This window comes from Bradyrhizobium ivorense (assembly GCF_900696085.1).
GTDB lineage: Bacteria > Pseudomonadota > Alphaproteobacteria > Rhizobiales > Xanthobacteraceae > Bradyrhizobium > Bradyrhizobium ivorense.
In genome coordinates, this window is sequence record NZ_CAADFC020000004.1 from 934,197 (window position 1) to 960,473 (window position 26,277).

At 65.2% G+C, this 26,277-nt stretch carries 25 protein-coding genes; 15 read left to right on the plus strand and 10 right to left on the minus strand.

The genetic code is table 11. The annotated features are described in order from the left end of the window. Nucleotides 1-219 precede the first annotated feature (219 nt). From CI41S_RS05110 to CI41S_RS05145, 8 genes are all read left to right on the plus strand, one after another. On the plus strand, nt 220-1,161 hold the full coding sequence (locus CI41S_RS05110; RefSeq protein ID WP_139857687.1) for an ABC transporter permease: 942 nt from the start codon (nt 220-222) through the stop codon (nt 1,159-1,161). A 3-nt stretch (nt 1,162-1,164) separates the two neighbouring features. Beyond that, complete coding sequence (locus CI41S_RS05115) at nt 1,165-2,052, plus strand: ABC transporter permease (protein WP_139857688.1); 888 nt, start codon at nt 1,165-1,167, stop codon at nt 2,050-2,052. Nucleotides 2,053-2,170: 118 nt separating this feature from the next. Then, nucleotides 2,171-3,811 (plus strand): ABC transporter ATP-binding protein, encoded by a 1,641-nt coding sequence (locus CI41S_RS05120; protein WP_139857689.1) that lies wholly within the window; start codon nt 2,171-2,173, stop codon nt 3,809-3,811. Nucleotides 3,812-4,063: 252 nt separating this feature from the next. Next, entirely contained in the window at nt 4,064-5,584 is a 1,521-nt protein-coding gene (locus CI41S_RS05125) for a M81 family metallopeptidase (protein ID WP_139857690.1), read from the plus strand. Nucleotides 5,585-5,591: 7 nt separating this feature from the next. Next, entirely contained in the window at nt 5,592-6,764 is a 1,173-nt protein-coding gene (locus CI41S_RS05130) for a M20 aminoacylase family protein (protein ID WP_139857691.1), read from the plus strand. After that, nucleotides 6,757-8,175, plus strand: a complete 1,419-nt coding sequence (locus CI41S_RS05135) for an amidase (RefSeq protein ID WP_139857692.1) — start codon at nt 6,757-6,759, stop codon at nt 8,173-8,175. Before CI41S_RS05130 ends, CI41S_RS05135 begins: the two co-directional genes overlap by 8 nt. 134 nt (nt 8,176-8,309) lie before the next feature. Continuing rightward, complete coding sequence (locus CI41S_RS05140) at nt 8,310-9,200, plus strand: crotonase/enoyl-CoA hydratase family protein (protein WP_139484501.1); 891 nt, start codon at nt 8,310-8,312, stop codon at nt 9,198-9,200. Beyond that, complete coding sequence (locus tag CI41S_RS05145) at nt 9,197-9,877, plus strand: alpha/beta hydrolase (protein WP_139857693.1); 681 nt, start codon at nt 9,197-9,199, stop codon at nt 9,875-9,877. Before CI41S_RS05140 ends, CI41S_RS05145 begins: the two co-directional genes overlap by 4 nt. Here CI41S_RS05145 and CI41S_RS05150 read toward each other — a convergent pair whose 3' ends face one another. From CI41S_RS05150 to CI41S_RS05165, 4 genes are all read right to left on the minus strand, one after another. After that, nucleotides 9,878-11,923 carry a methyl-accepting chemotaxis protein gene (locus CI41S_RS05150; protein WP_139857694.1) on the minus strand — a complete coding sequence of 682 codons (2,046 nt, stop codon included), beginning with the start codon at nt 11,921-11,923 and terminating at the stop codon, nt 9,878-9,880. 113 nt (nt 11,924-12,036) lie between these two features. Beyond that, nucleotides 12,037-13,011: an NADPH:quinone oxidoreductase family protein gene (locus CI41S_RS05155; RefSeq protein WP_139857695.1), complete on the minus strand. Its 975-nt coding sequence runs from the start codon at nt 13,009-13,011 to the stop codon at nt 12,037-12,039. Then, the gene (locus CI41S_RS05160) at nt 13,011-13,622 is read right to left on the minus strand and encodes a 2-hydroxychromene-2-carboxylate isomerase (RefSeq protein ID WP_139857696.1); all 612 of its coding nucleotides are present in this window, start codon (nt 13,620-13,622) and stop codon (nt 13,011-13,013) included. The genes CI41S_RS05155 and CI41S_RS05160 overlap by 1 nt, the downstream gene beginning before the upstream one ends. 161 nt (nt 13,623-13,783) lie before the next feature. Next, nucleotides 13,784-14,503: a glutathione binding-like protein gene (locus CI41S_RS05165; RefSeq protein WP_139857697.1), complete on the minus strand. Its 720-nt coding sequence runs from the start codon at nt 14,501-14,503 to the stop codon at nt 13,784-13,786. Between the two features lie 100 nt (nt 14,504-14,603). On the opposite strand from CI41S_RS05165, the gene CI41S_RS05170 reads away from it, so the two are divergent. Beyond that, nucleotides 14,604-15,626 carry a methionine synthase gene (locus CI41S_RS05170; RefSeq protein WP_139857698.1) on the plus strand — a complete coding sequence of 341 codons (1,023 nt, stop codon included), beginning with the start codon at nt 14,604-14,606 and terminating at the stop codon, nt 15,624-15,626. 174 nt (nt 15,627-15,800) lie between these two features. Here the strand turns inward: CI41S_RS05170 and CI41S_RS05175 are convergent, their stop codons facing one another. The 3 genes from CI41S_RS05175 to CI41S_RS05185 form a co-directional block, all read right to left on the minus strand. Continuing rightward, the gene (locus tag CI41S_RS05175) at nt 15,801-16,415 is read right to left on the minus strand and encodes a hypothetical protein (protein WP_139484495.1); all 615 of its coding nucleotides are present in this window, start codon (nt 16,413-16,415) and stop codon (nt 15,801-15,803) included. Nucleotides 16,416-16,579: 164 nt separating this feature from the next. Continuing rightward, nucleotides 16,580-17,107 (minus strand): xanthine phosphoribosyltransferase, encoded by a 528-nt coding sequence (gpt, locus tag CI41S_RS05180; protein ID WP_139857699.1) that lies wholly within the window; start codon nt 17,105-17,107, stop codon nt 16,580-16,582. 1 nt (nt 17,108) lies between these two features. Continuing rightward, entirely contained in the window at nt 17,109-17,864 is a 756-nt protein-coding gene (locus CI41S_RS05185) for a competence/damage-inducible protein A (RefSeq protein WP_139857700.1), read from the minus strand. Between the two features lie 225 nt (nt 17,865-18,089). Here CI41S_RS05185 and CI41S_RS05190 point away from each other — a divergent pair, with 225 nt between their 5' ends. The 3 genes from CI41S_RS05190 (at nt 18,090) to CI41S_RS05200 (ending at nt 21,511) form a co-directional block, all read left to right on the plus strand. Then, nucleotides 18,090-19,508: a circularly permuted type 2 ATP-grasp protein gene (locus CI41S_RS05190; RefSeq protein WP_139857701.1), complete on the plus strand. Its 1,419-nt coding sequence runs from the start codon at nt 18,090-18,092 to the stop codon at nt 19,506-19,508. 176 nt (nt 19,509-19,684) lie between these two features. Continuing rightward, entirely contained in the window at nt 19,685-20,629 is a 945-nt protein-coding gene (locus CI41S_RS05195; RefSeq protein ID WP_139857702.1) for an alpha-E domain-containing protein, read from the plus strand. Between the two features lie 39 nt (nt 20,630-20,668). Further along, entirely contained in the window at nt 20,669-21,511 is an 843-nt protein-coding gene (locus tag CI41S_RS05200) for a transglutaminase family protein (RefSeq protein ID WP_139857703.1), read from the plus strand. A gap of 36 nt (nt 21,512-21,547) precedes the next feature. On the opposite strand, the gene CI41S_RS05205 is transcribed toward CI41S_RS05200, so the two are convergent. From CI41S_RS05205 to pdhA, 3 genes are read right to left on the minus strand one after another with little or no spacing between them, the layout of a single operon-like run. After that, a complete protein-coding gene (locus CI41S_RS05205) occupies nt 21,548-22,648 on the minus strand; it encodes a dihydrolipoamide acetyltransferase family protein (RefSeq protein ID WP_139857704.1) in 1,101 nt (366 codons plus the stop codon). Nucleotides 22,649-22,667: 19 nt separating this feature from the next. After that, nucleotides 22,668-23,648 (minus strand): alpha-ketoacid dehydrogenase subunit beta, encoded by a 981-nt coding sequence (locus CI41S_RS05210; RefSeq protein WP_139858573.1) that lies wholly within the window; start codon nt 23,646-23,648, stop codon nt 22,668-22,670. Further along, nucleotides 23,641-24,738 (minus strand): pyruvate dehydrogenase (acetyl-transferring) E1 component subunit alpha, encoded by a 1,098-nt coding sequence (pdhA, locus tag CI41S_RS05215; protein WP_139857705.1) that lies wholly within the window; start codon nt 24,736-24,738, stop codon nt 23,641-23,643. Before pdhA ends, CI41S_RS05210 begins: the two co-directional genes overlap by 8 nt. Before the next feature lie 134 nt (nt 24,739-24,872). Between pdhA and CI41S_RS05220 the strand changes: the two genes are divergently transcribed. From CI41S_RS05220 to CI41S_RS05230, 3 genes are all read left to right on the plus strand, one after another. Beyond that, complete coding sequence (locus CI41S_RS05220; RefSeq protein WP_139484487.1) at nt 24,873-25,091, plus strand: hypothetical protein; 219 nt, start codon at nt 24,873-24,875, stop codon at nt 25,089-25,091. Between the two features lie 313 nt (nt 25,092-25,404). Then, on the plus strand, nt 25,405-25,698 hold the full coding sequence (locus CI41S_RS05225; RefSeq protein WP_172626983.1) for a GYD domain-containing protein: 294 nt from the start codon (nt 25,405-25,407) through the stop codon (nt 25,696-25,698). 200 nt (nt 25,699-25,898) lie between these two features. Next, nucleotides 25,899-26,255: an Mth938-like domain-containing protein gene (locus CI41S_RS05230; protein ID WP_139484485.1), complete on the plus strand. Its 357-nt coding sequence runs from the start codon at nt 25,899-25,901 to the stop codon at nt 26,253-26,255. Nucleotides 26,256-26,277: the final 22 nt, after the last annotated feature.

A 26,277-nucleotide genomic window follows, 5' to 3' on the forward strand; every position in this document is an offset into this window, starting at 1 on the left:
GATGTTGGCACCACATCGCGCTCCCCGGGCCTCAGACCGCCTGACCCGCGCCTTGATATTGCGGCCCCGTTGGCACAAGATTTGCCTGCAAATTCATTGCCTTTCGCGCTAAATTTGCGACCAAAGACGCAGAAGCGCATGAGACACATCACAGGAACATCAATGACATGATGCGGTCCAGCCTTCGCTTCGCACCGTTTGGCGGCAGGAGATAACGCAATGCTCGGCTATCTCCTTCGCCGCATCCTCGCCGCCATTCCCGTGATGGGCGTGGTGGCGCTGTTCGTGTTCCTGCTGCTGCGGCTGACGCCGGGCGATCCCGCCGCTATCCTCGCCGGCGACAACGCGACGCCCGAGCAACTCGATCGCATCCGCGCTTCGCTCGGACTCAACGAGCCGATCTACATCCAGTTCTACACCTGGATCATGAAGCTGCTGCACGGCGATCTCGGCGTGTCCCTGATTTCGAACAAGCCGATCCTCGAGATGATCGGTCCGCGCCTCGAGCCCTCGATTTCGGTCGCGCTGGCGACCATCATCCTCTCGATCCTGGTCGCGGTGCCGCTCGGCGTCATTGCGGCGTGGAAGCACGGCACCTGGATCGACCGTTTCGTGATGGGGCTGTCGGTGCTCGGCTTCTCGGTGCCGGTGTTCGTGATCGGCTACGTCTTGATCCAGATCTTCGCGATCGACCTGCGCTGGGTGCCGGTGCAGGGCTTCAAGAGCCTCTCGGCCGGCTTCGGCCCGTTCTTCGAGCGGCTCATCCTGCCGACCTGCACCCTCTCCTTCATCTATGTCGCGCTGATCGCGCGCATGACGCGCGCCTCGATGCTCGACGTGCTGGGCGAGGACTACGTCCGCACCGCGCGCGCCAAGGGCATCGGCGAGGCCGGCGTGCTGCTGCGCCACGCGCTGCGCAATGCCGCGGTGCCGGTCATCACCGTGATCGGCTCCGGCTTTGCGCTGTTGATCTCCGGCGTCGTCGTCACCGAGAGCGTGTTCAACCTGCCCGGCATCGGCCGCCTCACCGTCGATGCGGTGCTGGCGCGCGACTATCCGGTGATCCAGGCGATGATCCTGTTAACGTCGGGCATCTATGTCGCGGTCAATCTGTTGATTGACCTCGCCTACACCCTGCTCGATCCTCGTATCCGGTACTGAGCGATGGCGATCGATACCCTTCCAGAGTCCTCCATACCGGTCACGCGGCCGTTCCGCCTGCGGCTCGGCTTCCTCACCGCGACGCCGATCATTGCGGTTGCGACGATCTGCCTCGCCCTCATCATCCTGATGGCGATCTTCGCACCGCTGCTGGCGCCGCACGATCCGCTGCTGCTGGCGCCGGCGCAGCGGCTGAAGCCCGCCAGCGCTCAGTTCCTGCTCGGCACCGACGCCTTTGGCCGCGACCTCATGTCCCGCATCATCTACGGCGCGCGGATCTCGCTGGTGATCGGGCTCGGCGCCGCGGTCTGTTCGATCGTGATCGGGCTGCTGATCGGGCTCGTCTCCGGCTTCTTCCGCTGGGTCGATGCCGTGATGATGCGGGTGATGGACGGCTTGATGGCGATCCCCTCCATCCTGCTCGCCATCGCCGTGGTGTCGCTGTCGGGCGCCAGCATCTGGACCGTGATGGTCGCGATCACCATTCCCGAAATCCCGCGCGTGGCGCGGCTGGTGCGCTCGGTGGTGCTCACCGCGCGCGAGGAACCCTATGTCGAGGCCGCGATCTCGGTCGGCTCCAGCCTGCCCAAGATCATGTGGCGGCATCTGATGCCGAACACGATCGCGCCTTTGATCGTGCAAGGCACCTATGTCTGCGCATCCGCGATCCTGACCGAGGCGATCCTGTCGTTCCTCGGCGCGGGCATCTCGCCGGAAACGCCGACCTGGGGCAACATCATGGCCGAAGGCCGCGCCTATTTTCAGGTCAAGCCGCAGCTGATCTTCTGGCCGGGCCTGCTGCTCTCGATCGCCATCCTCAGCGTCAACCTGATCGGCGATGCCGCTCGCGACGCGCTCGATCCCCGCATGAAGCAACGTGAGGGGAAATGATGGTGGTAAGTGTGCCATGTCGTCATTGCGAGGAGCGCAGCGACGAAGCAATCCACTCTTTCTTTCGGCGGCGCGATGGATTGCTTCGCTTCGCTCGCAATGACGGCGGAGAGACCAGATGACCAACGTCGTCCTCGACATCAACAACCTCGTCGTCGGCCTCGGCCGCAAGGCCGATGCGCACCGCATCATCGACGACCTGTCGCTGCGGGTAGCCGAGGGCGAAACGCTCTGCCTGGTCGGCGAAAGCGGCTCCGGCAAGTCGGTGACGTCGCTGACGGTGATGGGCCTGCAGCAGAAGGGCACGCTGATTCCGTCGGGCGGCAGCGTCAAGCTGGTCGGCGAGGAATTGCTGACCGCGAGCGACCGGCGGCTGCGCCAGCTGCGCGCCACGCGGATGGCGATGATCTTCCAGGAGCCGATGACCGCGCTCAATCCGGTGGTGCATGTCGGCCGCCAGATCGACGAGGTGTTGCGCGCCCACACCGACCTTGACGCCCGCGCACGCCGCCAGAAGATTCTGGCGATGATGGAGCATGTGCGGCTGCCCGACGTCGAACGCATCTTCGCCTCCTACCCGCACCGCCTTTCCGGCGGACAGCGCCAGCGCATCATGATCGCGATGGCGCTGGTGCTGGAGCCGAAGCTTTTGATCGCGGACGAGCCGACCACCGCGCTCGACGTCACCACCCAGAAGCAGATCCTGACCCTGATCCGCGACCTGCAGCGCGATCACGGCACCGCGGTGCTGTTCATCACCCACGACATGGGCGTGGTCGCCGAGATCGCCGACCGCGTCGCGGTGATGCGGCACGGCCGGCTGGTCGAGACCGGTCCGCTGCAGGACGTGCTGCGCCATCCCAAGATGGAATACACCAGGAACCTGCTGTCCTCGGTGCCGAGCCTGGTGCCGCGGACGCCGCGCCCCGAGACCACCGAGCCGGTCGTGCTGGAGGCCAACGAGCTCGGCAAGGTCTACCGGGAGCGTTCGCTGTTCGGCAAAGCCCGCGAGGTCGCCGCCGCGCAGAACGTCACCCTCACGTTGCGCAAGGGCCGCACGCTCGGTATCGTCGGCGAAAGCGGTTCCGGCAAGTCGACGGTGGCGCGCTGCATCGTCCGCCTGATCGATCCGACCTCGGGCGGCGTGCGGCTTGCCGGCCGCGAGATCTCCGACCTGTCGCGCCGGCTGCTGCAGCCGCATCGGCAGAAGATCCAGATCATCTTCCAGGACCCCTACCGCTCGCTCAATCCGCGCGTCACGGTCGGCGAGAGCATCGCGGAGGGACCGATCAACTACGGCATGCCGCGCAAGGATGCGCTGGCCCGGGCGCGCCAGCTGCTCAAGCTCGTCCACCTGCCGCCGGACGCCATCTCGCGCTATCCGCATCAGTTCTCCGGCGGCCAGCGGCAACGCATCGCGATTGCGCGCGCGCTGGCGCTCGATCCTGACGTGCTGGTGGCGGATGAAGCGGTGTCTGCGCTCGACGTCTCGGTGCAGGCGCAGGTGCTCGATCTGCTCGACGAAATCCAGAAGCGGCTCGGCATCGCGCTGCTGTTCATCACCCATGATTTGCGGGTCGCCGCGCAGATCTGCGACGACGTCGCCGTGATGCAGCATGGCCGCGTCGTGGAACAGGGACCGGCGGCCGAGGTGCTGACCAATCCGCAGCAGGCCTATACCCGCGCACTGCTCGACGCCGCCCCCGGACGCGGCTGGGATTTTGCGAATTTCCGTCCGGTTTCCGAAGCGGCGGAGTAACCCCCTCCGCCGTCATTCCGGGCTCGATGCTGCTGCATCACCCCGGAATGACGGACTGCGTTGAGGGCATGCAAATCCGGAGGTGCTCGACGGCTTGCGCTGGGCGCGACGACACGCTTAACGTCGCCCGCCAGAGCATGATCCGGAAGCGGCCGCCGGTTGTCCGGAAGATCAAGCTCAGCAAACAGACCAGGTCATGACGCGATCCCTTCCAATCGCATCACGATCGAAGAAAAGTGTCGAGACCACTTGATGACCCGCATCGCCGTTGGCGGCTTCCTGCACGAGACCAACACCTTCGCGCCGACGAAGGCAACCTACGATGATTTCGTGCATGGCGGCGGCTGGCCGGCGATGACGCATGGCGCCGGCGTGCTCAAGGTGATGCGCCGGATCAACGCCGGTCTCGCCGGCTTCGTCGAGACGGCGGAGGCCCATGGCTGGGAGCTGGTCCCCACCGTCGCCGCCGGCGCCACCCCGTCGGCGCATGTGACGAAGGACGCCTTCGAGCGCATCGTGACCGAGATGGTCGACGGCATTGCCGCCGCCGGCGCGGTCGATGGCGTCTATCTCGATTTGCACGGCGCGATGGTGACCGAGCACCTTGACGACGGCGAAGGCGAGATCCTCGCCCGCGTTCGCAAGGCGATCGGCCCGGATGTGCCGCTGGTCGCGAGCCTCGACCTGCATGCGAACGTTTCGCCCGAGATGATCGCGCATGCCGACGCGCTGATCGCCTACCGCACCTATCCGCATGTCGACATGGCCGACACCGGCCGTGCCAGCGCCAGGCATCTTGCCTTGCTGCTCAAGTCTGGACAGCGGCTCGCAAAAGCGTTCCGGCAGTTGCCGTTCCTGATCCCGATCAGCTGGCAATGCACCAATGACCAGCCGGCCAAGGGCATCTATCAGAAGCTCGCGGCGCTGGAGAGCGCGGCGGTGCCGACGCTTTCATTTGCGTTTGGCTTCCCGGCCGCCGATTTCAGGGATTGCGGCCCGAGCGTGTTCGCCTATGGCCGCACGCAGGCCGATGCGGATGCCGCGGCCGACAGCGTCGCCGCGCTGGTCGAAGGCCATGAAGACGATTTCGACGGCCGCATCTATTCTCCCGACGATGGTATCAGGTACGCGATGGAGCTGGCGCGATCGGCAGCAAAACCGATCGTCATTGCCGACACCCAGGACAATCCCGGCGCCGGCGGCACGTCCGATACCACCGGCATGCTGCGCGCGCTGGTGCGCAACGGAGCGAGCGGCGCCACCGGCGTGATCTGCGATCCGCAATCGGCGCAGGCGGCGCATGAAGCCGGCGTAGGCGCGACCGTCACGCTCGAGCTCGGCGGCAAGTCCGGCACGCCCGGCGATGCGCCATATCGCGAGAGCTTCCTCGTCGAAACACTCTCGGACGGCAAGTTCATCGCGCCCGGGCCGTTCTATGGCGGCCGCGACATGGACATGGGGCCGTCGGCCTGTTTGCGCATCGGCGACGTTCGCGTCGTGGTCGCCTCCTACAAGGCTCAGCTCGCCGACCAGGCGATGTACCGCTATGTCGGCATCGAGCCGACCGCGCAGAAAATCCTGGTCAACAAGAGCTCGGTGCATTTCCGCGCCGACTTCGAGCCGATCGCCGAGAAGCTGTTGATCTGCGCCGCGCCCGGCCCGATGCCGGCCGATCCCGCGACGCTGCCGTGGAAGCATCTGCGTCCCGGCATCCGCATCAAGCCGAACGGCCCCGCCTTCACACCCTCCTCCCCATCACGCAGCAACGGATAGAGAGATCATGCCCACCATTGACCGCATCGACAGTTTTGCCGACGAGCTCACCGCGATCAGGCGGGACCTGCATGCCCATCCCGAGATCGGGTTCGAGGAGGTGCGGACCTCGGGCATCGTCGCCGACAAGCTGACGAGCTGGGGCATCGAGGTGCACCGCGGCCTCGGCGGCACCGGCGTGGTCGGCGTGCTCAAGGGCAAGGGCACGAGCGGCAAGAAGATCGGCCTGCGCGCGGACATGGACGCACTGCCGATGGAGGAGAACACCAATCTGAAGTGGCGCTCGACCATCCCGGGCCGCTTCCACGGCTGCGGCCATGACGGCCACACCACGATGCTGCTCGGCTCGGCGCGCTATCTCGCCGAGACCCGCAATTTCGACGGCACCGTGCATTTCATCTTCCAGCCGGCCGAGGAAGGCCTCGGCGGCGCCCGCGCCATGATCAAGGACGGCCTGTTCCAGAAATTCCCCTGCGACGAGGTCTATGGCCTGCACAACGCGCCCGACCTCAACCATGGCGAGATCGCGATCCTGCCCGGCCCAGCGATGGCCGCCGCCGACTTCTTCGACATCAGGATTCAGGGCTACGGCGCGCACGGCGCGATGCCGGAGCGCTCCAAGGACGCGGTCGTGATCGCCATGTCGCTCGGACAGGCGTTGCAGTCGATCGTCAGCCGCAACGTCGATCCGCTGCAGGCTGCGGTGCTGTCGATCACGCAGATCCACTCCGGTTCGGCCTACAACGTCATTCCCGGCGACGCCTGGATGTGCGGCACGGTGCGCTGCTTCTCCGACGAGATCCGCGCGCTGATCCGCAAGCGCATGCGCGAAATCGCCGCCGGCTTCGCGGCGGCGTATGACGCCGAAATCTCGGTCGAGATCCGCGACGGCTTCAGCGTGCTGGTGAATCAGGAAGAGCAGTCCCGCGTCGTCGAGGAAGTCGCGCGCACCGTTGTCGATCCGGCCAAGGTGATCACGCGTTCGACGCCCAAGATGGGCAGCGAGGATTTCGCCGACATGATGCAGGCCGTGCCCGGCGCCTATTTCTGGGTCGGCCATGATGGTTCCGTGCCCGTGCACAATCCCGGCTACGTTCTCGACGACAAGATCCTGCCGATCGGCGCCAGCATGTTCGCCCGCATCATCGAGAAACGCCTGCCGGTAGGTGCCCATGCATAAGCCGAAGCAGGACGCCATCACTTCGCTGCACGATCTCTCCGCCACCGACCTGCTGGCCGGCTATCGCGCCAAGCAGTTCTCGCCGTCGGAGGTGCTGGAGGAGATCATCGCCCAGGTCGCGAGCTGGGAGCCGCACATCAAGGCGCTCTACCTCTACGATCCAGATGGCGCGCGGAAGGTCGCGAAGGCCTCGACCGAGCGCTGGCAGCAGAGCGAGCCGACCGGCACGCTCGATGGCGTTCCCGCCACCATCAAGGACAACGTCGCGACCAAGGGTCAGCCGGTGCCGCTGGGCGCCGCCAGCGTCAAGCTCGTGCCGGCCGAGAAGGATGCGCCGCCGGCGGCGCGGTTGCGCGAGGCCGGCTGCGTGATCTTCTCCAAGACCACGATGCCGGATTACGGCATGCTGTCTTCGGGGCTGTCGTCGTTCCATCCGCTCACCCGCAATCCCTGGGATGTCAGCAAGAACCCCGGCGGCTCCAGCGCCGGCGCCGGTGCGGCCGGCGCCGCCGGCTACGGCCCGCTGCATCTCGGCACCGACATCGGCGGCTCGGTGCGGCTGCCGGCCGCCTGGTGCGGCCTCGTCGCGCTGAAGCCGAGTCTGGGCCGCGTGCCGATCGACCCGCCCTATGTCGGCCGCGTCGCAGGTCCGATGACCCGCACGGTCGACGACGCCGCGCTGATGATGAGCGTGCTGTCGCGTCCCGACCGCCGCGACGGCATGAGCCTGCCGGCGCTGGAGGTGAACTGGAAGGCACTGGAGAAGTCGCCGCGCAAGCTGCGCATCGGGCTGATGCTCGACGCCGGCGCCGGCCAGAAGGTCGAGAAGGAAGTCCGCGAGGTCGTCGTCAAGGCGGCCAAGGCGTTCGAATCCGGCGGCGCCGTGGTGACCGAGATCGACGGCATCATGACGCCGGAGATCCTCGGGGGGCTCGACCATTTCTGGCGGGCGCGGACCTGGGACGAGCTGTCGAAATTGTCGCAGGCCGAGCGCGAGAAGACCCTGCCCTACATCTTCAGCTGGGCCGAGGCCGGCGCAAAGCTCTCAGGCGTCGACGTGGTGCGCGGCTTCAACACCACGATGGCGATCCGCGCCGCCGCCGCAAAACTGTTCTGCGACGTCGACTACGTGATCTCGCCGGTGTCGCCGGTGGTGAACTTCCCGGCGGAGTTCGCCGCGCCGCTCAACGACCCGGCAAAGCCGTTCGAGCACATCTGCTTTACCGTGCCGTGGAATATGTCGGAGAACCCGGCGCTGTCGATCAACGGCGGCTACGACAAGAAGGGCTTTCCGATCGGCGTCCAGATCATCGGCCGCCGCTTCGACGACATCGGCGTGCTCGGCATGGGCAAGGCATTCGAGGGCCTGCGCGGCCCGCAGAAGCCGTGGCCGACGCCGCCGAAGAAGTAGCGCCTCAACGCAAGTCGCGATGCGTGGGGTACACCGCGCATCCGACTTCTTCACAAGGGATGCATTGCCGGGTTAACTGGATGGAGACGCGCGTTGCGCGCTCCATTCAAGAAAACCGAGAGGAAATCATCCCCATGGCGTATGAGACGATCAAGTACGAGGTCGCCGAGCAGATTCTCACCATCACGCTCAATCGGCCCGACAAGCTCAACGCCTTCAACGCCACGATGCAGCAGGAGCTGATCGACGCGTTCGACAAGGCCGACAAGGACGACGACGTCAGGGCGATCATCGTCACCGGCGCCGGCCGCGGCTTCTGCGCCGGCGCCGACCTCTCCTCCGGCGCCAACACCTTCGATCGCGACGCGCGGCGCGGCCCGGTCAAACGCAATGCCGACGGCAGCGTCGACTACAGCGATCCGCAGGTGCGCGACGGCGGCGGCCAGGTGACGCTGCGCATCTTCAAGTGCCTGAAGCCTGTGATCGCCGCGGTGAACGGCCCGGCGGTCGGCATCGGCGTCACCATGCAGCTTGCGATGGATATCCGCATCGCGTCGGAGGCCGCGCGTTTCGGCTTCGTGTTCTCGCAGCGCGGCATCGTGCCGGAGGCCGCCTCGAGCTGGTTCCTGCCGCGCATCGTCGGCATCTCGCAGGCGCTGGAATGGTGCTACTCGGGCCGCGTGTTCCCGGCGCAGGAAGCGCTTGCCGGCCGGCTCATCAGCAAGGTGGTGCCGCCGGACGATCTGCTGCCGACGGCGCGCGCGCTCGCAAAGGAGTTCGCGGCGAAGACCGCACCGGTGTCGGTGGCGTTGATCCGCCAGATGATGTGGCGGATGATGGGCGCCGACGATCCGATGGAGGCGCACAAGGTCGACAGCCGCGGCATCTATGCCCGCGGCCGCTCCGACGACGTCAAGGAAGGCGTGGTGTCGTTCCTGGAAAAACGCCCGGCGCAGTTCAAGAACAAGGTCTCCTCGGACATGCCCGACTATTTCCCGTGGTGGCCAGAGCGCGAGTATAAGTGAACGAACGGCCTCCCGAGGCGTCTGCATCCGATGGCGTCGTCCTGCTGCATGGCATCAGCAGGACGGCGCGCTCGTTCCGCCGGATGGAGCTGGCGCTTGAGGCCGCAGGCTTTGCCACCCTCAACCTCGACTATGACAGCCGGCGCAAACCGCTCGATGCGCTGGCCGAAGACATCCATCCTGCGATCGAGTTGTTCGCGAACGGCCGCGGCGGCGCGGTGCATTTCGTCTGCCATTCCATGGGCGGTCTGCTCGCCCGCGTCTATCTTGCAAGACATCGCCCGCCGCGGCTCGGCCGCGTCGTGATGCTGGGCACGCCGAACGGCGGCAGCGAGATCGCCGACCGCCTGAAGGATTTTTCCGCCTATCGCGCCTTCTTCGGCCCGGCCGGCCAACAGCTCGGCACGCTGCGCGACGCCGCTACCGCCGCGCTGCTGCCGCGACCCGACTATCCGCTCGGCATCATCGCCGGCAGCCGCTCGATCTATCCGATCACCTCGGTGATGCTGCCGCGGCCGCATGACGGACGGGTGTCAGTGGCCAACACCAAACTCGACGGCATGGCCGATCACATCGTGATCCGCAGCTCGCATCCCTGGCTGGTGCGCAATAGGGGCGCGATCGCGCAGACGATCGCGTTCCTGCGGGACGGGCAGTTTGCAAAAGACGCGCGGTGATCAGGCAGCCTTGATGCTGTTGATGAAGCTCTCGACCTGGCTTCGCATCCGCGCCGATTGAAGCGACAGCTCTTCCGACGCGCCGAGCACCCGGCTGGCGGCCCGCCCGGATTCGTTCGCCGAGCCCGTGACCACGCTGATATTGGCCGAGATGTCGCCGGTTCCCTCGGCCGCGTGCTGCACGTTGCGGGCGATTTCCTGGGTCGCTGCGCCCTGCTCTTCCACGGCGCTGGCGATCGACGAGGCGATCTCGTTGATCTCGTCGATCGTGGCCGTCATGCCGCGGATTGCGGTGACGACGTCACCTGATGTCATCTGGATTGCGCCGATCTGCGCGCGGATATCGTCGGTCGCCCTGGCGGTCTGCTCCGCCAGTGTCTTGACTTCGGCGGCGACCACTGCGAAGCCGCGGCCGGCGTCGCCGGCACGGGCCGCTTCGATCGTGGCATTGAGCGCCAGAAGATTAGTCTGGCTGGCGATCTCGCTGATCAGCTTGACGACGTCACCGATCTTCTCCGCAGCGGCGGAAAGGCCCTGCACCGTCTCGTTGGTGCGCCGCCCGTCGGCCGCCGCCCGCTGCGCAATCTGCGCCGACTGCGTCACCTGACGCCCGATCTCGCTGACCGAGCCCGACAACTCCTCGGTCGCTGCGGCGACGGTCTGCATGTTGCCGGACGCCGCATGCGTCGCTTCGGCGACGCTTGCCGCCTGACTGCTGGTGATGTCGGCACTTTTGCTCATCTGCGCAGCTGTCGCTTCGAGCTGCGACGACGCCGTGATCACGGAGTCGATGACGACACCGATATCGTCGTGGAACCGGTCAGTCAGGTCACCGACGCGCGCGGCACGGGCCGTGCGCTGGTTGACGGCCTCGGCGTCCTTCGCGGCGAGCTCGGCCGCGCGGATCATGCTTTCCTTGAAAAACTGCACGGCGCGCGCCATCACGCCGATCTCGTCGCCACGGTCGGTGGCGCCGACCTGCAGATCGAGGCGCCCTTCCGCGAGCCCGGTCATGTTGGATGCCAGCGTGTTGATCGGGCCAGTGATGCTGCGTGCCATCGCCAGCACCGCCAATGATCCCAGCAGCAAAGCCAGCAGCATCATGCCGGCAACCAGGTCGAGGCTCATCGTCGCCTCTTCCTTCTTGTCCGTCATCAGGCGCGCCAACTCAGCGGCCAGGCCATCCTCGACGCTCTTGAGCATGTCGATCCGGACCGTGGCGGCGTCGAACCACGACTTGCTGTCGAGCGACTTGAAGTCGCCGACGAGCCCGCCCTGCTCCACGGTCCTGCGCATGGCGTTGAACGTATCGATCGCCGGACCTGACATCGTCCCGCTGAACAGCTCGCGCGCCTGGCGTGTGCCCACTGCGCGGAACGCGCTGAAGAAGCCTTCCTGCGCAGCGGCGAGACCGATAGCACGCACGTAGAGTTGAGGTTCGAAGCGGCCCGCCGCAATACCGCCGGCAACCGCCGCACGCTCCTGCCCGGCGCGCTCCTTGCCCTCGATCAAATTGGCGTAAGCTGCAATCGACTTCGAGATTTCGTCATCGCTGCTGAGCTTCGCGATACCGGTGATCACCGTGATCAGCCGGCCGATCGTGTCGGTGAGATAGCCCACCGCGGCGGGCGGCGCGATGGCGAGAGCATCGATCTCGGTGCGACGGGGCTCGAGCTTGTCGAGGCCGTCCTGCGCGGCCTGCGCAGCCGCGGCAAGTTCCACGGTTCCCGATCGCTTCAGGTCCGCAAGCACCGGCGCGGCGACCGCCCGCTCGGCGTCGGTATGCTTGCGCTGTTCGCCGAGCTCCGTTCGCATCTGAGCGCCCTTGCTGGCGAGATAGGCCGACGACAGGCCGCGCTCGCGCTGCAGCTGATGCACCAGGCGGCTAAGCTTGCCGACGCCCTCGGCGATCGGCTGCATTTGGGCGATGTCGGCTCGCACGGACCACTTCGCCGAGATGTCGTAGATCGCCAGTGCAGCGAAGGCGATCAGAGGCAGCAGAGCGGAAAAGGCAATACGATAAAGTATCCTGGTGTTTTTCAACATGATTCAAAATTCCCGTTGAATCATGAGTACGGCCGATTGGTAAAAAAGCCTTTGGGCACCGCGGCTCAAGTTTTGAGCACGCGATGCGCATAGCGCGCGCAATATACGTACTTCTACCGAGTGATCAGCGCCACGCGCCCGATCGCCTTGCGCTCGATAAGCAGCCGCATCGCCCTCGCAAAATCCTCCAGCGGCAGGCGGTGCGAGATGTTCGGCCGGACCTTGCCGGCCTCGGCCCACTCGCTGAGCGCCTTGATCCTGACCTCGCCGAGCGCGGGGTCTTTCCGCACCGCCTCGCCGGCGCGGACACCGAGCACGCTGGCGCCCTTAATCATCAGGAGATTGGTCCGTGCCAGCCCGATGCCGCCGGTGAAACCGACCACCAGGATTCGCGCGCCCCAGTTGATGCAGCGCATCGAGTTCTCGAACACTTCGCCGCCGACTGGATCGAACACGACGTCGGCGCCGCGGCCGTCGGTGAGGCGCTTGACCGCGTCGCGGAACGGCTCGCGCGCGTAAAGCACGAGATGATCCGCGCCGCGCGCCTTGGCGATCGCGAGCTTCTCCTCGCTCGAGGCGGCCGCGATCACGGTGGCGCCGAGCAGCTTGCCGATCTCGACGGCGGCGAGCCCGACGCCGCCGCCGGCGCCGTGCACCAGCAGCACCTCGCCCGGCTTGATCTGGCCGCGGTCGATCAGCGCGTGATAGGCGGTGCCATGCGCGGCCAGAAACGTCGCGCCCTCCGCATAGTCGAAGGTCGAGGGCACCGGCACGAGCTGCGAAGGCGTCGCCACCGTCTCGTCGCAATAGGCGCCGAAGCGCATCTTGACGATCACCTTGTCGCCGACGGCGACGCCCGCGGCCTCGTTGACCTCGACGACATCGCCTGATGCTTCCGAGCCCGGGGTGAACGGCAGCGGCGGCTTGAGCTGATACTCGCCCGCAGCCATCAAGATGTCGGGGAAATTGATCCCGGCGGCGCGGATCGCGACCCGCACCTCGCCCGGCTTCAGCGGCGCCGAAGCAAAGCTCTCAAGCTGCAATCGCTCGGGCGGTCCGAGCTCGCGGCAAACGACGGCTTTCGGCATCAGGCGGCGCTCGCCTTGCTGCGGGCCAACGCCTCGCGGATCAGCGGCAGGCGGTCGTTGCCGAAATACATGTCGGTCTTGCCGATGAAGATGGTCGGCGAGCCGAAGCCGCCGCGCGCCATCACCTCGTCGGTGTTGGCCTTGAGCTGATCCTTGATCGCCTGATCGCCGATGCCGGCAAAAAACTTCGCCGGATCGATCCCGACCTTGGCGCAGATCTCGCCCAGCACCGCGTCCTGCGAGATGTCCTTGTCGTCGCCCCAATAGGCCTCGAACACGGCGCGGGCGAACGGCACCATCGCCTCGTTGCCGAGCCAGATGCAGCCGCGCATCGCCTTGACGCTGTTCACCGGAAACACCGTCGGCGGCATCTTGATCGCGAGCCCCGCCGAGCGGGCCCAGTCGCCGAGGTCCTTCTTCATGTAGCGCGCCTTCAGCGGCACCGGCGTCTCGCGCTGCGCATAGACCGACGGATTGACGGTGTTGAAGATGCCGCCGACCAGGATCGGCCGCCAGCTGATCGCCGTGCCAAATTCCTTCGCCAGCGGCTGGATGTTGTGCCAGGCGAGATAGGTCCAGGGGCTGGAGCAGTCGAAGAAGAATTCGATCATGGCGTTTCCTTTTATCGTGTTTGCAGTGCTGCATCTCCGCCATCCCCGCGCAAAGGCTTTGCCTTTGTCGCTGGAGGTGCGAGCTCTTGCGAGCCTCGAAGGATCGACGGCCACCAGCCGGGCCGATTCATCCTTCGAGGCTCGCCGAAGAGGCTCGCACCTCAGGATGACGGTACTTCCGTTTTTCCACTCAACTCCTTCGCCCTCGCGCCGAACATGTTCTTGCGCGACTCCTCGTCGAACGGCTCCTTGACGAACTTGCCGATCGCAAGCCCGGCCTGCACCTGCGGGCGCGCGCGCACGATGGCGTACCAGCGCTTGATGTTCGGGAAGTCGTCGAGGGTAAAGCCCTGCGCCTTGTGGGTCATGGTCCAGGGGAAGCAGGCGATGTCGGCAATCGAATAATCGCCGCCGGCGATATAGGCGCCGGTCTTGCCGAGCTGGCGGTCGAGCACGCCGTAGAGCCGCGCCGTCTCGTCGCGGTAGCGCTCGATGGCGTAGGGAATCTTCTCCGCCGCATAGAGCGCGAAATGGCCGTGCTGGCCGAGCATCGGCCCGAGCCCGCCCATCTGCCACATCACCCATTGGATGACGGTCGAACGCGCACGCAACTCCTTGGATAGGAAGCGCCCGGTCTTGTCGGCGAGATAGATCAGGATCGCGCCGGTCTCGAACACCGAGAACGGCCCGCCGCCGTCGGCGGGCGCATGGTCGACGATCGCAGGAATTCGGTTGTTCGGGCTGATCGCCAGGAACTCGGGGCGAAACTGCTCGCCGGCGCGGATGTTCACCGGGATGACCGTGTAGGGCAGCCCCAGTTCCTCCAGCATGATCGAGATTTTCCAGCCGTTCGGCGTCGGCGCGTAGTGCAGGTCGATCATCGGCGTTTTTATTCCCCGTCACACAGATTTTTGTTGTTCTGTACGGCGAGCATAGGACATGGCAGACAGGCGCTCAATCCGAACCGTCCGGGAGGCTCCCATGCTGTTTCCAACCACGATCGCCGGATCCCTGCCCAAGCCGGAATGGCTGGCGGAGCCGAATGTGCTGTGGGCGCCCTGGAGGTCGGTGGGCGCCGAGCTCGTCCGCGCCAAGCGCGACGCCACCATGCTCGCGGTCAAGCTGCAGGAGGATGCCGGCGTCGACATCGTCACCGAGGGCGAGCAGGCTCGCCAGCATTTCGTGCACGGCTTCCTGGAAAAGATCGAGGGCATCGACTTCGCCCACAAGGTCGAGATGGGCATCCGCAAGGACCGCTACAAAGCCATGGTGCCGCAGGTGGTGGCGCCGCTGCAGCTGAAGGGCCGCGTCCATGAAAGCGAGGCGCGGGTCGCGCGCGCCCATACGACGAACAGGCTGAAGTTCACCCTGCCCGGCCCGATGACGATCATCGACACCATCGCCGACCAGTATTACGGCGACCGCGTCAAGATGGCGTTCGCCTTCGCCGAGCTGTTGAACCAGGAAGCCAAGGCGCTGCAGGCCGACGGCGTCGACATGATCCAGTTCGACGAGCCCGCCTTCAACGTCTACATGGACGAGGTCCGCGACTGGGGCATCAAGGCGCTGGAGCGCGCCGCCGAGGGACTGACCTGCGCCACCGCGGTTCACATCTGCTACGGCTACGGCATCAAGGCCAACACCGACTGGAAACAGACGCTCGGCGGCGAGTGGCGGCAGTACGAAGAGACGTTTCCGGTGATCGACAAGAGCGCGATCCAGCAGGTCGCGATCGAGTGCCGCAATTCCAAGGTGCCGCTGGAATTGCTGGCGGCGCTGCCCGGCAAGATCGTGCAGGCCGGCGTGATCGACGTCGCCAGCGACGAGGTCGAGACTGCGGAGGACGTGGTCAAGGTGATCGAGGCCGTGTCGAAATTCGTGCCGAAGAGCAACATCATCGCGACCACCAATTGCGGCATGGCGCCGATGCGGCGGGACATCGCGGAAGCGAAGCTGGTCGCGCTCGGCGCCGGCGCAAAGCTGGCGCGGCAGCAGCTGGCGTAGTCGCGCTGCACCTCTCCCCGCTTGCGGGGAGAGGTCGAAATTCAAGCGAAGCTTGAATTTCGGGTGAGGGGGAGTCTCCGAAAATCCATCCGTCAACGGAGCATGCGGGGCCAGCCCCCTCACCCCGCCCCTCTCCCCGTAAAGAACGGGGAGAGGGAGCCTAAAGCGCAGAGCCTAAAGTGCAGCACTCGGATGCAGCACCGGCCGGTAGCCGGCCTGAAACGCCCGCACCGTCGAGGGCGGCGTCAACAGCATGACGTCGTCCGTTACATCAGCCCGGCTGTAGCCCGCGAACGACCAACGCAGCGTGGCACCATCAACGACGAGATAGCTCTGCCCGTCCGCCTGCACCATCGTGCCATCGGGCAATTGATGCAGCGGCATCGGCAGCGGATGCAGCCGCTTGTTGCGGCGATCGAGCCGTTCGGCATGCAGCACCGCGTCCATCGCCTTGACCTTGAGATCGCTGACGCCGTTGGCCGTCTCCCAGGCGGCACGAAACCGTTTTGCATCGTCGCGGCGGCAGTAGAAGCAGGGCCGGTGCCCCGCCGCAAACGCAGTGGCCTCGTCGAGGAAGAACAGCTCGGTCCAGCTTTGCCGGCTCATCACCTCGCGTCGCCGTCCCCTGAACTCGCAGACACAGGTGAGCCAGGCCGGCGTCGACCAACGCTTGTTTAGCAGCGTCCGCGTCGCGGGATCATGGATGATGCCGCGATTGCCGGTGAAGGTGCCGCGATGTTCTGTGGCGACGATCTCGCCGGTCGGTGTGACGCGGTTTTGCAGGGGCATCTTGTTTTCTCCTTCTCCCCGCTTGCGGGAAGAAGGTCGGGATGAGGGGGCGTTCCGCAAGGTCGGTGAGCATTGGGCTCGCGGTGAGTCCCCCTCACCCGGATCGCATTCCGCTTCGCTGCATGCGATCCGACCTCTCCCCGCAAGCGGGGCGAGGTGACTCTCTAGGCCGCGCCGTCGCGGATCGGCGGCTGGAACGACAGCGCGGTGTCCCACGGGAAGTAGATCCAGGTATCCTGCGACACCTCGGTGATGTAGGTGTCGACCAGCGGGCGTCCCTTCGGCTTGGCGTAGACGGTCGCAAAATGCGCGTCGGGCAGCAGCTCGCGGACCAGTTTGCCGGTCTTGCCGGTGTCGACGAGGTCGTCGACGATCAGAAGACCCTTGCCGGTGCCGCCGCCGAGTTTTGCTGTTTGCTCCGAAATGCCCTTGAGCACCTTCAGGTCACCCTGCTTGTCGTGGTCGTAGCTGGCGATGCAGACCGTGTCGATCACGCGCAAGCCGAGTTCGCGCGCCACGATCGCGGCTGGCACCAGCCCGCCGCGCGTGATCGCAATCACCGCATGGAACGGCCCGACCTCATTGAGCCGCCAGGTCAGCGCCCGGCAATCGCGGTGGAATTGATCCCATGAGACCGGAAACGGCCGGCCGGCGCGCTCCTGTGCGATCTGATCGGAAGGCTTATCGGCCATATCAACCCACCGCCGGTTTGTTCTGCGCGGCATGCAGCTGCTTCAGCATCTCCTTCACCTCCGCCATCGCAGCGGCCAGCTTGTCCGGATCCCGCGAGCGCACCACCAGATTGGTGTTCGGCTTCTGGTTCTCGTCCTGGAACGGATAGCTGCCGATGATGGTGTCAGGATGCGCCAGCGCGATCGCCCGCAGCGGACCGCCGATATCGCCTTCGCGCGCATCGGCCCGCACCGAATCCGACAGCATCCGCACGCCGGATTTCAGGGTCGGCGCCACGATGTCCATCATCGCCTGCATGATGCTGGGGATGCCGGCCATCACGATGACATTGCCGAGCTTGAACCCGGGCGCCAGAATGGTCGCGCTCTGGATCAGCTCGGCGCCGTCGGGCACACGCGCCATACGCAGCCGGGCCTCGTTGAGGTCCTGTCCGCTCCAGCGCTCCCTGAACCGCGCCACCACCTCGGGGTGATGGTGGATGTCGACCCCGAACGCTTTCGCCACGCTGTCGGCGGTGATGTCGTCATGGGTGGGCCCGATGCCGCCGGTGGTGAAGACATAGGTGTATCTATGCCGCAGCGCATCAAGGGCGGCCACGATGTCGGCCTCCTCGTCGGCGACGACGCGGACTTCCTTCAGGTCGATCCCGATGTTGGTCAGGTATTCGGCGATGAAGCCGATATTCTTGTCCTTGGTCCGGCCGGACAGGATCTCGTCGCCGATCACCAGAAGCCCTGCCGTGACGATCTCGCTCATGGTCTCATTTCCTTAACTTGCCCCCTGACTTTGCCGATCCAACGGCTTGATGTCACGGGATTTTGCCGCCGAATTAAGCAGAGCTCAGCCGGTTTTTCGGGCAGCTCGCCGAGCTATCCCCCGGCAGATGCCACAGGCCAATGCATATCGCGCTGGCCCGCCCCTTGCTACCCACACCTCAACTCATGCACTGTGTCACGTGGCTTGGGAGGGCAGTCGAGACTTATGGCAGCTGCGTTCGATGAGATGAACGGCCTCGGCGAGGATCTGCGCCCGGCCTACCAGGAGCTGTCCCGCTGGCTCAAGGAGACGCCGCCGGATGCGCTGGAATATCGCCGCCAGGAGGCCGAACTGCTGTTCCGGCGGATCGGCATCACCTTCGCGGTCTATGGCGACGCCGAAGCCCAGGAGCGGCTGATCCCGTTCGACGTGATCCCGCGGATCATGTCGGCCAGCGAATGGACGCTGCTGGAAACGGGCCTGAAGCAGCGCGTGCTCGCGCTCAACCTGTTCCTCAAGGACATCTATCACGGCCGCGACATCCTGCGCGCCGACATCATCCCCGAGGACCTGATCTTCCAGAACCCGGTGTTCCGGCCGGAGATGAACGGCCAGGACGTGCCGCACGACATCTACGTCCATATCGCCGGCATCGACATCATCCGCACCGACGCCGAAAACTTCATCGTGCTGGAGGATAATGCGCGCACGCCGTCCGGCGTGTCCTACATGCTGGAAAACCGCGAGATCATGATGCGGCTGTTTCCGGACCTGTTCGCCCGCCACCGCGTCGCCCCGGTGGAGCGCTATCCGGACGAACTGCTCTCGGCGCTGCGCTCGGTGGCGCCGCACAGTGCCTCGGCCGAGCCGACGGTCGCGCTGATGACGCCGGGCGTCTACAACTCGGCCTATTACGAGCACTCGTTCCTCGCCGACAAGCTCGGCATCGAGCTGGTCGAGGGCCGCGACCTCATCGTCAAGAACGACGAGGTGTTCATGCGCACCACCGAGGGGCTGAAGCGGGTCGACGTGATCTACCGCCGCGTCGACGACGACTTCCTCGATCCCCTCACCTTCCGGCCGGATTCCGCGCTCGGCGTGCCCGGCCTGATGTCGGCCTATGCCGCCGGCAACATCACGCTCGCCAACGCCGTCGGCACCGGGATCGCCGACGACAAGGCGATCTACTCCTACATGCCCGACATCGTGAAATTCTACCTCAGCGAGGAGCCGATCCTGAAGAACGTGCAGACCTGGCGCTGCCGCGAGGCGCAGGATCTGTCCTATGTGCTCGACAACCTCGCCGACCTCGTCGTCAAGGAGGTGCACGGCTCCGGCGGCTACGGCATGCTGATCGGCCCCGCCGCCACCAAGGCGACCATCGAGGCGTTCCGCGACAAGCTCAAGCGCGAGCCGGAGGGCTTTATCGCGCAGCCGACGCTGGCGCTGTCGACCTGCCCGACCTGCACCGACAAGGGGCTGGCGCCGCGCCATGTCGACCTCCGCCCGTTCGTGCTGACCGGCTCGAGCCACACCACCATCGTGCCCGGCGGTCTCACCCGGGTGGCACTGAAGGAAGGCTCGCTCGTGGTCAATTCGAGCCAGGGCGGCGGCACCAAGGACACCTGGATATTGAGTGAGTGATTTGAAGCAGAGCTTGGCACGGAAGTACCCCTTCCCCCTGCAAGGGGGAAGGTCGGGATGGGGGTCGGCCGCATACGCCGAATGGAGAGAAGACCCCCACCCGGCGCTGCGCGCCGACCTCCCCCTTTCAGGGGGAGGTGAACTCGAAATGCGTCACGCTTTGTGAGGATTGCCGGATGCTGTCGCGCACCGCCGAAAACCTGTTCTGGCTGGCCCGCTATGTCGAGCGCGCCGAATACCTTGCACGCACCATCGACGCGACCTTGCGCGTCACCGCGCTGCCGGCGGCCTATATCGGCAAGACCAATGAGTGGGATTCCGCGCTGCTGACCGCCGGGGTCGGTGCGAATTTCTACAACCACTACAAGGAAGCCAACGCGGAGAGCGTCGTCGAATACCTCTCGTTCTCGCCGGAAAACCCTTCCTCGATCCGCAATTGCATCGAGGCCGCGCGGCTGAACTCGCGCTCGGTGCGCACCGCGCTGACGTCGGAGATGTGGGACACCATCAACTCGGCCTGGATCGAACTGCAGGCGGTCTGGAACAAGGCGCCCGCCAACCGCGAGGAACTGGCCAAATTTCTCCGCTTCGTGCAGGAGACCTCGCTGCGCTTCGACGGCTCGGCCTACCGGACCATGCTGCGCAACGACGCCTATTGGTTCTCGCGGCTCGGGGTGCATCTCGAGCGCGCCGACAACACCGCGCGCATTCTCGACGTGAAGTACCACGTGCTGCTGCCCGAGGAGGAGCATGTCGGCGGTCCCCTGGACTACTACCAGTGGACCTCGATCCTGCGCTCGGTGTCGGCGACCACGGCCTATCACTGGGTCTACCGGGAAACCCTGAAACCCTGGCTGATCGCCGACTTGCTGATCCTCAACGACACGCTGCCGCGGTCGCTTGCCAGCTGCTACAGCAATCTGGTGCGCAATCTCGACCAGATCGGGGTCGCCTATGGCCGCCAGGGCGCCGCCCAGCGCCACGCCCGCGGCATCCGGAACCGGCTTGAACACAGCCATATGGACGATATCTTCCAGCACGGCGTGCACGAGTTCATCCAGGAATTCCTTGCGGATAACTCGCGGCTGGGCGAAATCATCGCCAAGCAGTATCTGATGTAGCGACTACGTCGCCGCTGCCTTCAATTCGGACCTGGTGCCATGCGCCTGCGGATAGCCCATACCACCACCTATCGCTACGAGCCGGCGGCCTCGAACGTGATCCAGATCCTGCGGATGACGCCGGGCAGCCATGACGGGCAGTATGTCGCGGACTGGCAGATCGACGTCTCGACCGATTCCCGACTCGACAGCCATGAGGACGCGTTCGGCAACCTCACTCATGTGCTCACGCATGGACCGATCACCGACCTCACCATCCACTGCGAAGGCCTGATCGAGACCCACGACACCGGCGGCGTGCTGCGCGGCAGCGACGAGCGGTTTCCGCCGAGCCTATTCCTGCGCCCGACGCCACTCACCGATCTCAACCCGGCGATGTCGACGTTCGTGCGTGATTTGCGCGCGGAAGCCGACGGCGACGTGCTCGGCTTTCTGCACGCGCTGATGGTGCAGATCTACGAGCATATGACCTTCGACGAGGATCCGACCACCAGCGCGACCTCGGCCTCCGAGGCGTTCGCGCTGAAGCGCGGCGTCTGCCAGGACTACGCGCACATCCTGATCGCCTGCGCGCGCGCCGGCGGCGTGCCGGCGCGGTTCGTCTCCGGCCACTTCCTGCGCTCCGACGGCATGGTCAACCAGCAGGCCGGCCATGCCTGGGCCGAGGCGTTCGTGCCCGATCTCGGCTGGGTCGGCTTCGATGCCGCCAACGGCATCTGCACCACCGACGCCCACGCCCGCGTCGCGATCGGCCTCGACTATCTCGGCGCCGCGCCGGTGCGCGGCACCCGCTACGGCGGCGGCAACGAAACGCTGACGGTTGCCGTCAAGGTCGACCAGGCCGGGCGTCCCGGGCAGTGGCAGAGCCAGACGCAGTCGTAAGCCGCCTCCGCGATGCGCGGCGCAGAACTGGGTGGCTCACGAGGTCAGTTCGAGGTCGGACTTGAGGACGACCAGGAAGCGGGCAGCTTCGCCGCCCGTCACCACCCGATGGTCGAAGGTGAGCGACAACGGCAGCACGCGTCTGACTGCAGGCTGCCCCCGGTGTGCGATCACCCGATTCGAAATCCGGCCGGCGCCTATGATTGCCGCCTGCGGCGGCACGATGACCAGATTGGCGAACCGGCCACCGATCATTCCGAAGTTCGACAGCGTGATCGTCGCACCGCGCAGCTCTTCCGGGGGTATCGAGCGCGCGATTGCGTCAGCCCGCAGGCGGTCGAGTCCCGCCCGCAAGTCCGTTACGCTCCGCTCCGCGACGTTGCGCAACACCGGAACGATGAGGCCGCCTCCGGTGTCGACGGCGATACCGAGATCGATGCGTTCGATCAGACGCCGCTCTGCAGTGTCGGAATGATACCAGGAATTGAGCGCAGGCTCAGCCTTGCAGGCGGCGGCGATGGCGCGCACCAGCCGGATCGTCACATCCTCGCCCTGCCGCCAATCCTCGATATCGGCTTCATCAGTGACTGTGGCAGGGACGATTTCGGCATGCGCAGCCGCCATGCGCTGGGCCATCGCGCGCCGCAAACCGCGCAGGGGCTCAGCCGGCCCGCTGTGAGACATCCGCTTCGCAGCCCGCTCGACATCGGCCCGGGTGATGGTGCCGCCCGGCCCCGTCGCTTCGACGAGATCAAGCGCGACGTTGAGCTTGCGTGCGAGTGCACGCACCGCCGGAAATGCTTGAGCGTCCGGCCGCGCAGGCGACTCAGAACGGGTAGCGGCCGCCGGCTGCTCCTCGCCTGTAGCGAGCTCGCCGACAATCGTGCCGGTGTCCTGCTCGGCACCCTCGGCAAACTCCACGAGCGGCGCGCCGACCTTCACGATGTCGCCCTTGGCGCCGAACAGGTGCGCGATGCGTCCGCTCGACGGCGACGGTATCTCGACCACCGCCTTGTCGGTCTCGACAGAAACGAGCGGCTGGTCGGTGACGACGTGGTCGCCTTCGTTGACGTACCAGGTGACGATTTCCGCTTCTTCAAGACCCTCGCCAAGATCCGGCAACATGAACTGGCGCATGGGACAGGTCCGTTGGAGTTCAGTTGTACTGGCATGCCTTCCGGGCTGCGGTCACGATGCGTTCGACCGAAGGCATGTAGTGTTGCTCAAGACGCGCCATCGGCACGATCGTGTCGTAGCCGGTGACGCGGATCACGGGTGCAAGCAGGGAGGACAGGCCGCGCTCGGCGACCAGGGCTGCGATCTCCGCGCCAAATCCGCCGGTGTGCGCCGCCTCATGCACGATGACGCAGCGTCCGGTCTTTGCGACCGAACCAAGCACGGTATTTTCGTCATAGGGCTTGAGGGTGGCGAGATCGATGACCTCGGCAGCAATGCGCTCGGCAGAAAGTGCTTCGGCGGCGGCCATCGTTTCCTTCACCATCGCGCCCCAGCTGATCAGCGTGACGTCGCGACCTTCCCGCAGGACAAAGGCGAGATCCAGCGGCAAGGCTTCGCCATTATCCTCGACCTCGCCTTTCGCCGCGCGGTAGAGCCGCGTCGGTTCCAGAAACACCACGGGATCGGGATCGCGGATCGCGGCGAGCAGAAGTCCATAGGCGCGGTCCGGCGACGAAGGCATGACCACACGCAAGCCGGGTATGTGGGCCAGCATCGCCTCGGTGCTTTCGGAATGATGCTCGGGTGCACGGATTCCCGCGCCATGCGGCGTGCGCAGAACCATCGGACAGGTGAGCCGTCCCTGGGTCCGGTTGCGCATTCGGGATGCATGGTTCACCAGTTGATCGAGGCAGGGGTAGAGAAATCCCATGAACTGGATTTCGCCGACGGGTTTCAGCCCCTGCGCCGCCATGCCGACGCAGAGCCCGCTGATCAGGAGTTCGGCAAGCGGCGTATCGAGAACGCGCTCCGAACCGAAGCGCTCTTGCAAGCCCACGGTGGCGCGGAACACGCCGCCATTGAGGCCGACATCTTCGCCAAGCACGACCACATCGGGATCATCCTCCATCGCGCGGCCGAGCGCCAGATTGATGGCTTCGACCAACGTGACCTCAGGCATCGTCCTCTCCCGCGAGTTCGTGCCGCTGCGCGACATACGTCTCGGGCAGATCGGCATAAAGGTTGTCGAACATGGTTTCGGGTCGGCGCGGCGGCGTTGACAGATAGCACTCGACCGCCGCCTCGATGCGCTCATGGCACTCGGCGGCAAGCCGCTCCTCGTCCGCCTTGGTCCACATCTTCTGGCCCACGAGATATGACCGGAAGCGCGCAAGCGGCTCTTCCTTCCAATGCGCCTGGACTTCTTCAGGCGAGCGATAGCGCAATGCATCATCGGAGGTCGTGTGATCGCCGAGCCGGTAGGTGACCGCTTCGATGAAGCGAGGGCCTGTGCCGTTGCGAGCAGCGGCAATGGCTTCCTCGGCGGCGGCGCGCATGGCCACCACGTCATTCCCGTCCACCTGCTCGCCGCTGAAGCCTGCGGCGATGGCCTTCTGCGCCAGCGTTTCAGAACCGGTCTGAAGCCGCAACGGTACCGATATGGCCCATTGATTGTTGGTGGCGACGAACACAACCGGCAATTTGTGTGCGCCGGCAAAATTCATTGCCTCGTAAACATCGCCTTTCGAGGTGGCGCCGTCGCCGAACAGACATACGGCGACACGCGGCTCCTTGCGCAGCTTCAAGGCATAGGCGACGCCCGCGGCATGCGGCGCCTGCGATCCGACGGGAACGCAAAACGGGAAATCGTGGACTGGACCGGAGAATTGATTGCCCCGTTCGTCGCCGCCCCAGAACAGCAATATCTCCTCCAGCCTGACACCACGCCAGAGCAACGCGCCATTGTCGCGATAGGAGGGTAGCAGGACGTCCTCTTCCCGCATCGCACTCGCTACTCCGACCGATACCGCCTCCTGGCCCAGCGAAACGGCATAGGTTCCCAGCCGACCGGTGCGCTGCAATGCAACAGCCTTTCGATCAAACAGGCGCAGCAGCACCATGGACCGGTAAAGCTCGACGAGCAGCTTGGCATCAGCGGCGAAGGCGGGCAGCGGCCGGACCGCCGAACCGTCCGGCGCGAGGCAATTGCGGCGGCGCACCTCAAAGCGCGCAATCACGGGGAGCTCTTCGTTTGCCCTTTTGCTGGCCACGCTCTCACTCCTGGAGCGATCCCGCCTCCCATGTCGATCATTTGGTGTTCGTGCTGGGACGACGCAATACCAGGTTAACGGAGATCGACTGACGCGATCGTGGAAACCGCACCGCGATAGCGGTATATGAGAGCATGGCAAATGGTCAGGTTGTCCTGGTAACAACTGCGCCGTTGGACGGCGGCCCGCCGGTTCGCTCGGTCTTCTTCGTGGCTGAAGGGGATCCGGCCAAGGCCACGGCGATTATTGCGGACATGATGGCCCCGAATGAAAGCGTCGAAGCGTGGGGGCCGCTTCCGGAAGCCGCCGTCAAGGCGCTCGGATTGAAGCCCGGCGACTACACCCACACCTGACCGGCACCAGATGGCCGTCGATGTAGTGTCGAACGCTTGCTGCGGCGCCTAGAGTCGACACCGCGCCTCCGATGACGATGCGGAGTCCTCTTTTTCGAGCACACGATATGGCGTAGTCTGTGACGAGCTGCCGTGAAGACGGGACGGGCCGAGGTCGCCGTTTGATGGAACGGGCAGCGATCATGCCGTCGGCAGGCATCGCATTCTGAAAGCAGCGCCGACCTTTGTGGCGCGACCTCAACTTCCACATGGAGCAGGTTGGCCTGCCGCGCGTATGCGGCAAGCAAGGGATGTGCAACCCTTGGAGGACGACATGGCGACATTCGTATTGACGATCAACTGGACCGACCAGGGAATTCGGGCTGTCAAGGATGCTCCCAAGCGCAGCGCGGCGGCGAAAGAGCTCGCTAAGAAATTCGGGGTCGAGCTCAAGGAGGTTTATCTTACCTCCGGCGCGCATGACATCCTTGTCATCGCCGAAGCGCCTCTCGGCGACCACGTCACAAAATTCGCGCTTGCAATCGGTTCTCAGGGAAACGTGCGTACCAGCACCTCACGTGCCTGGCCCGAGGCGGAGTGGACCAAGCTGATATCCGAGCTTCCGTAGCGGCTTCGGATTTCACGACGAGCCTCTGCGCGGCGTGATCGATTGCGGCCGTCGCGATTTCAACACCCGTGCGCGGGTAGCACAATCCTTCATCGAAAGGAGGCATATCTGCACTGTTTTGGGCCATGATGCTTCGATACCAGGTTCGTCTGCCGCGGAAGAAACCGGGCTTTGTGCCGCGATCATGAGGAGGTCATGCCATGGAAATCGAAGGCACCACATTCGGCAGTATCACGATTGACGGAAAGACCTATGAACACGACGTGATCATTCGCCTGTCCGGCGAAGTGACGAAACGGAAGAAAAAGCTGTCGAAGAAATACTACGGCACCTCGCATATCGTCTCGAAGGACGAAGCGAAGTTCGTCTTCGAGGACGGATGCAAGCAGCTGATTTTGGGCACGGGCCAATTCGGAAATGTGCATCTATCGCAGGAAGCCGAAGCCTATCTTGCGAAGAGGAGTTGCACGGTCCTATTGCAGCCGACTCCCGAGGCGATTCAAACGTTCAACGGCTCGCGTGCGAGGAAGATCGGTCTTTTTCACGTAACTTGTTGAATCGGTGTTCATGTGGGGTGGG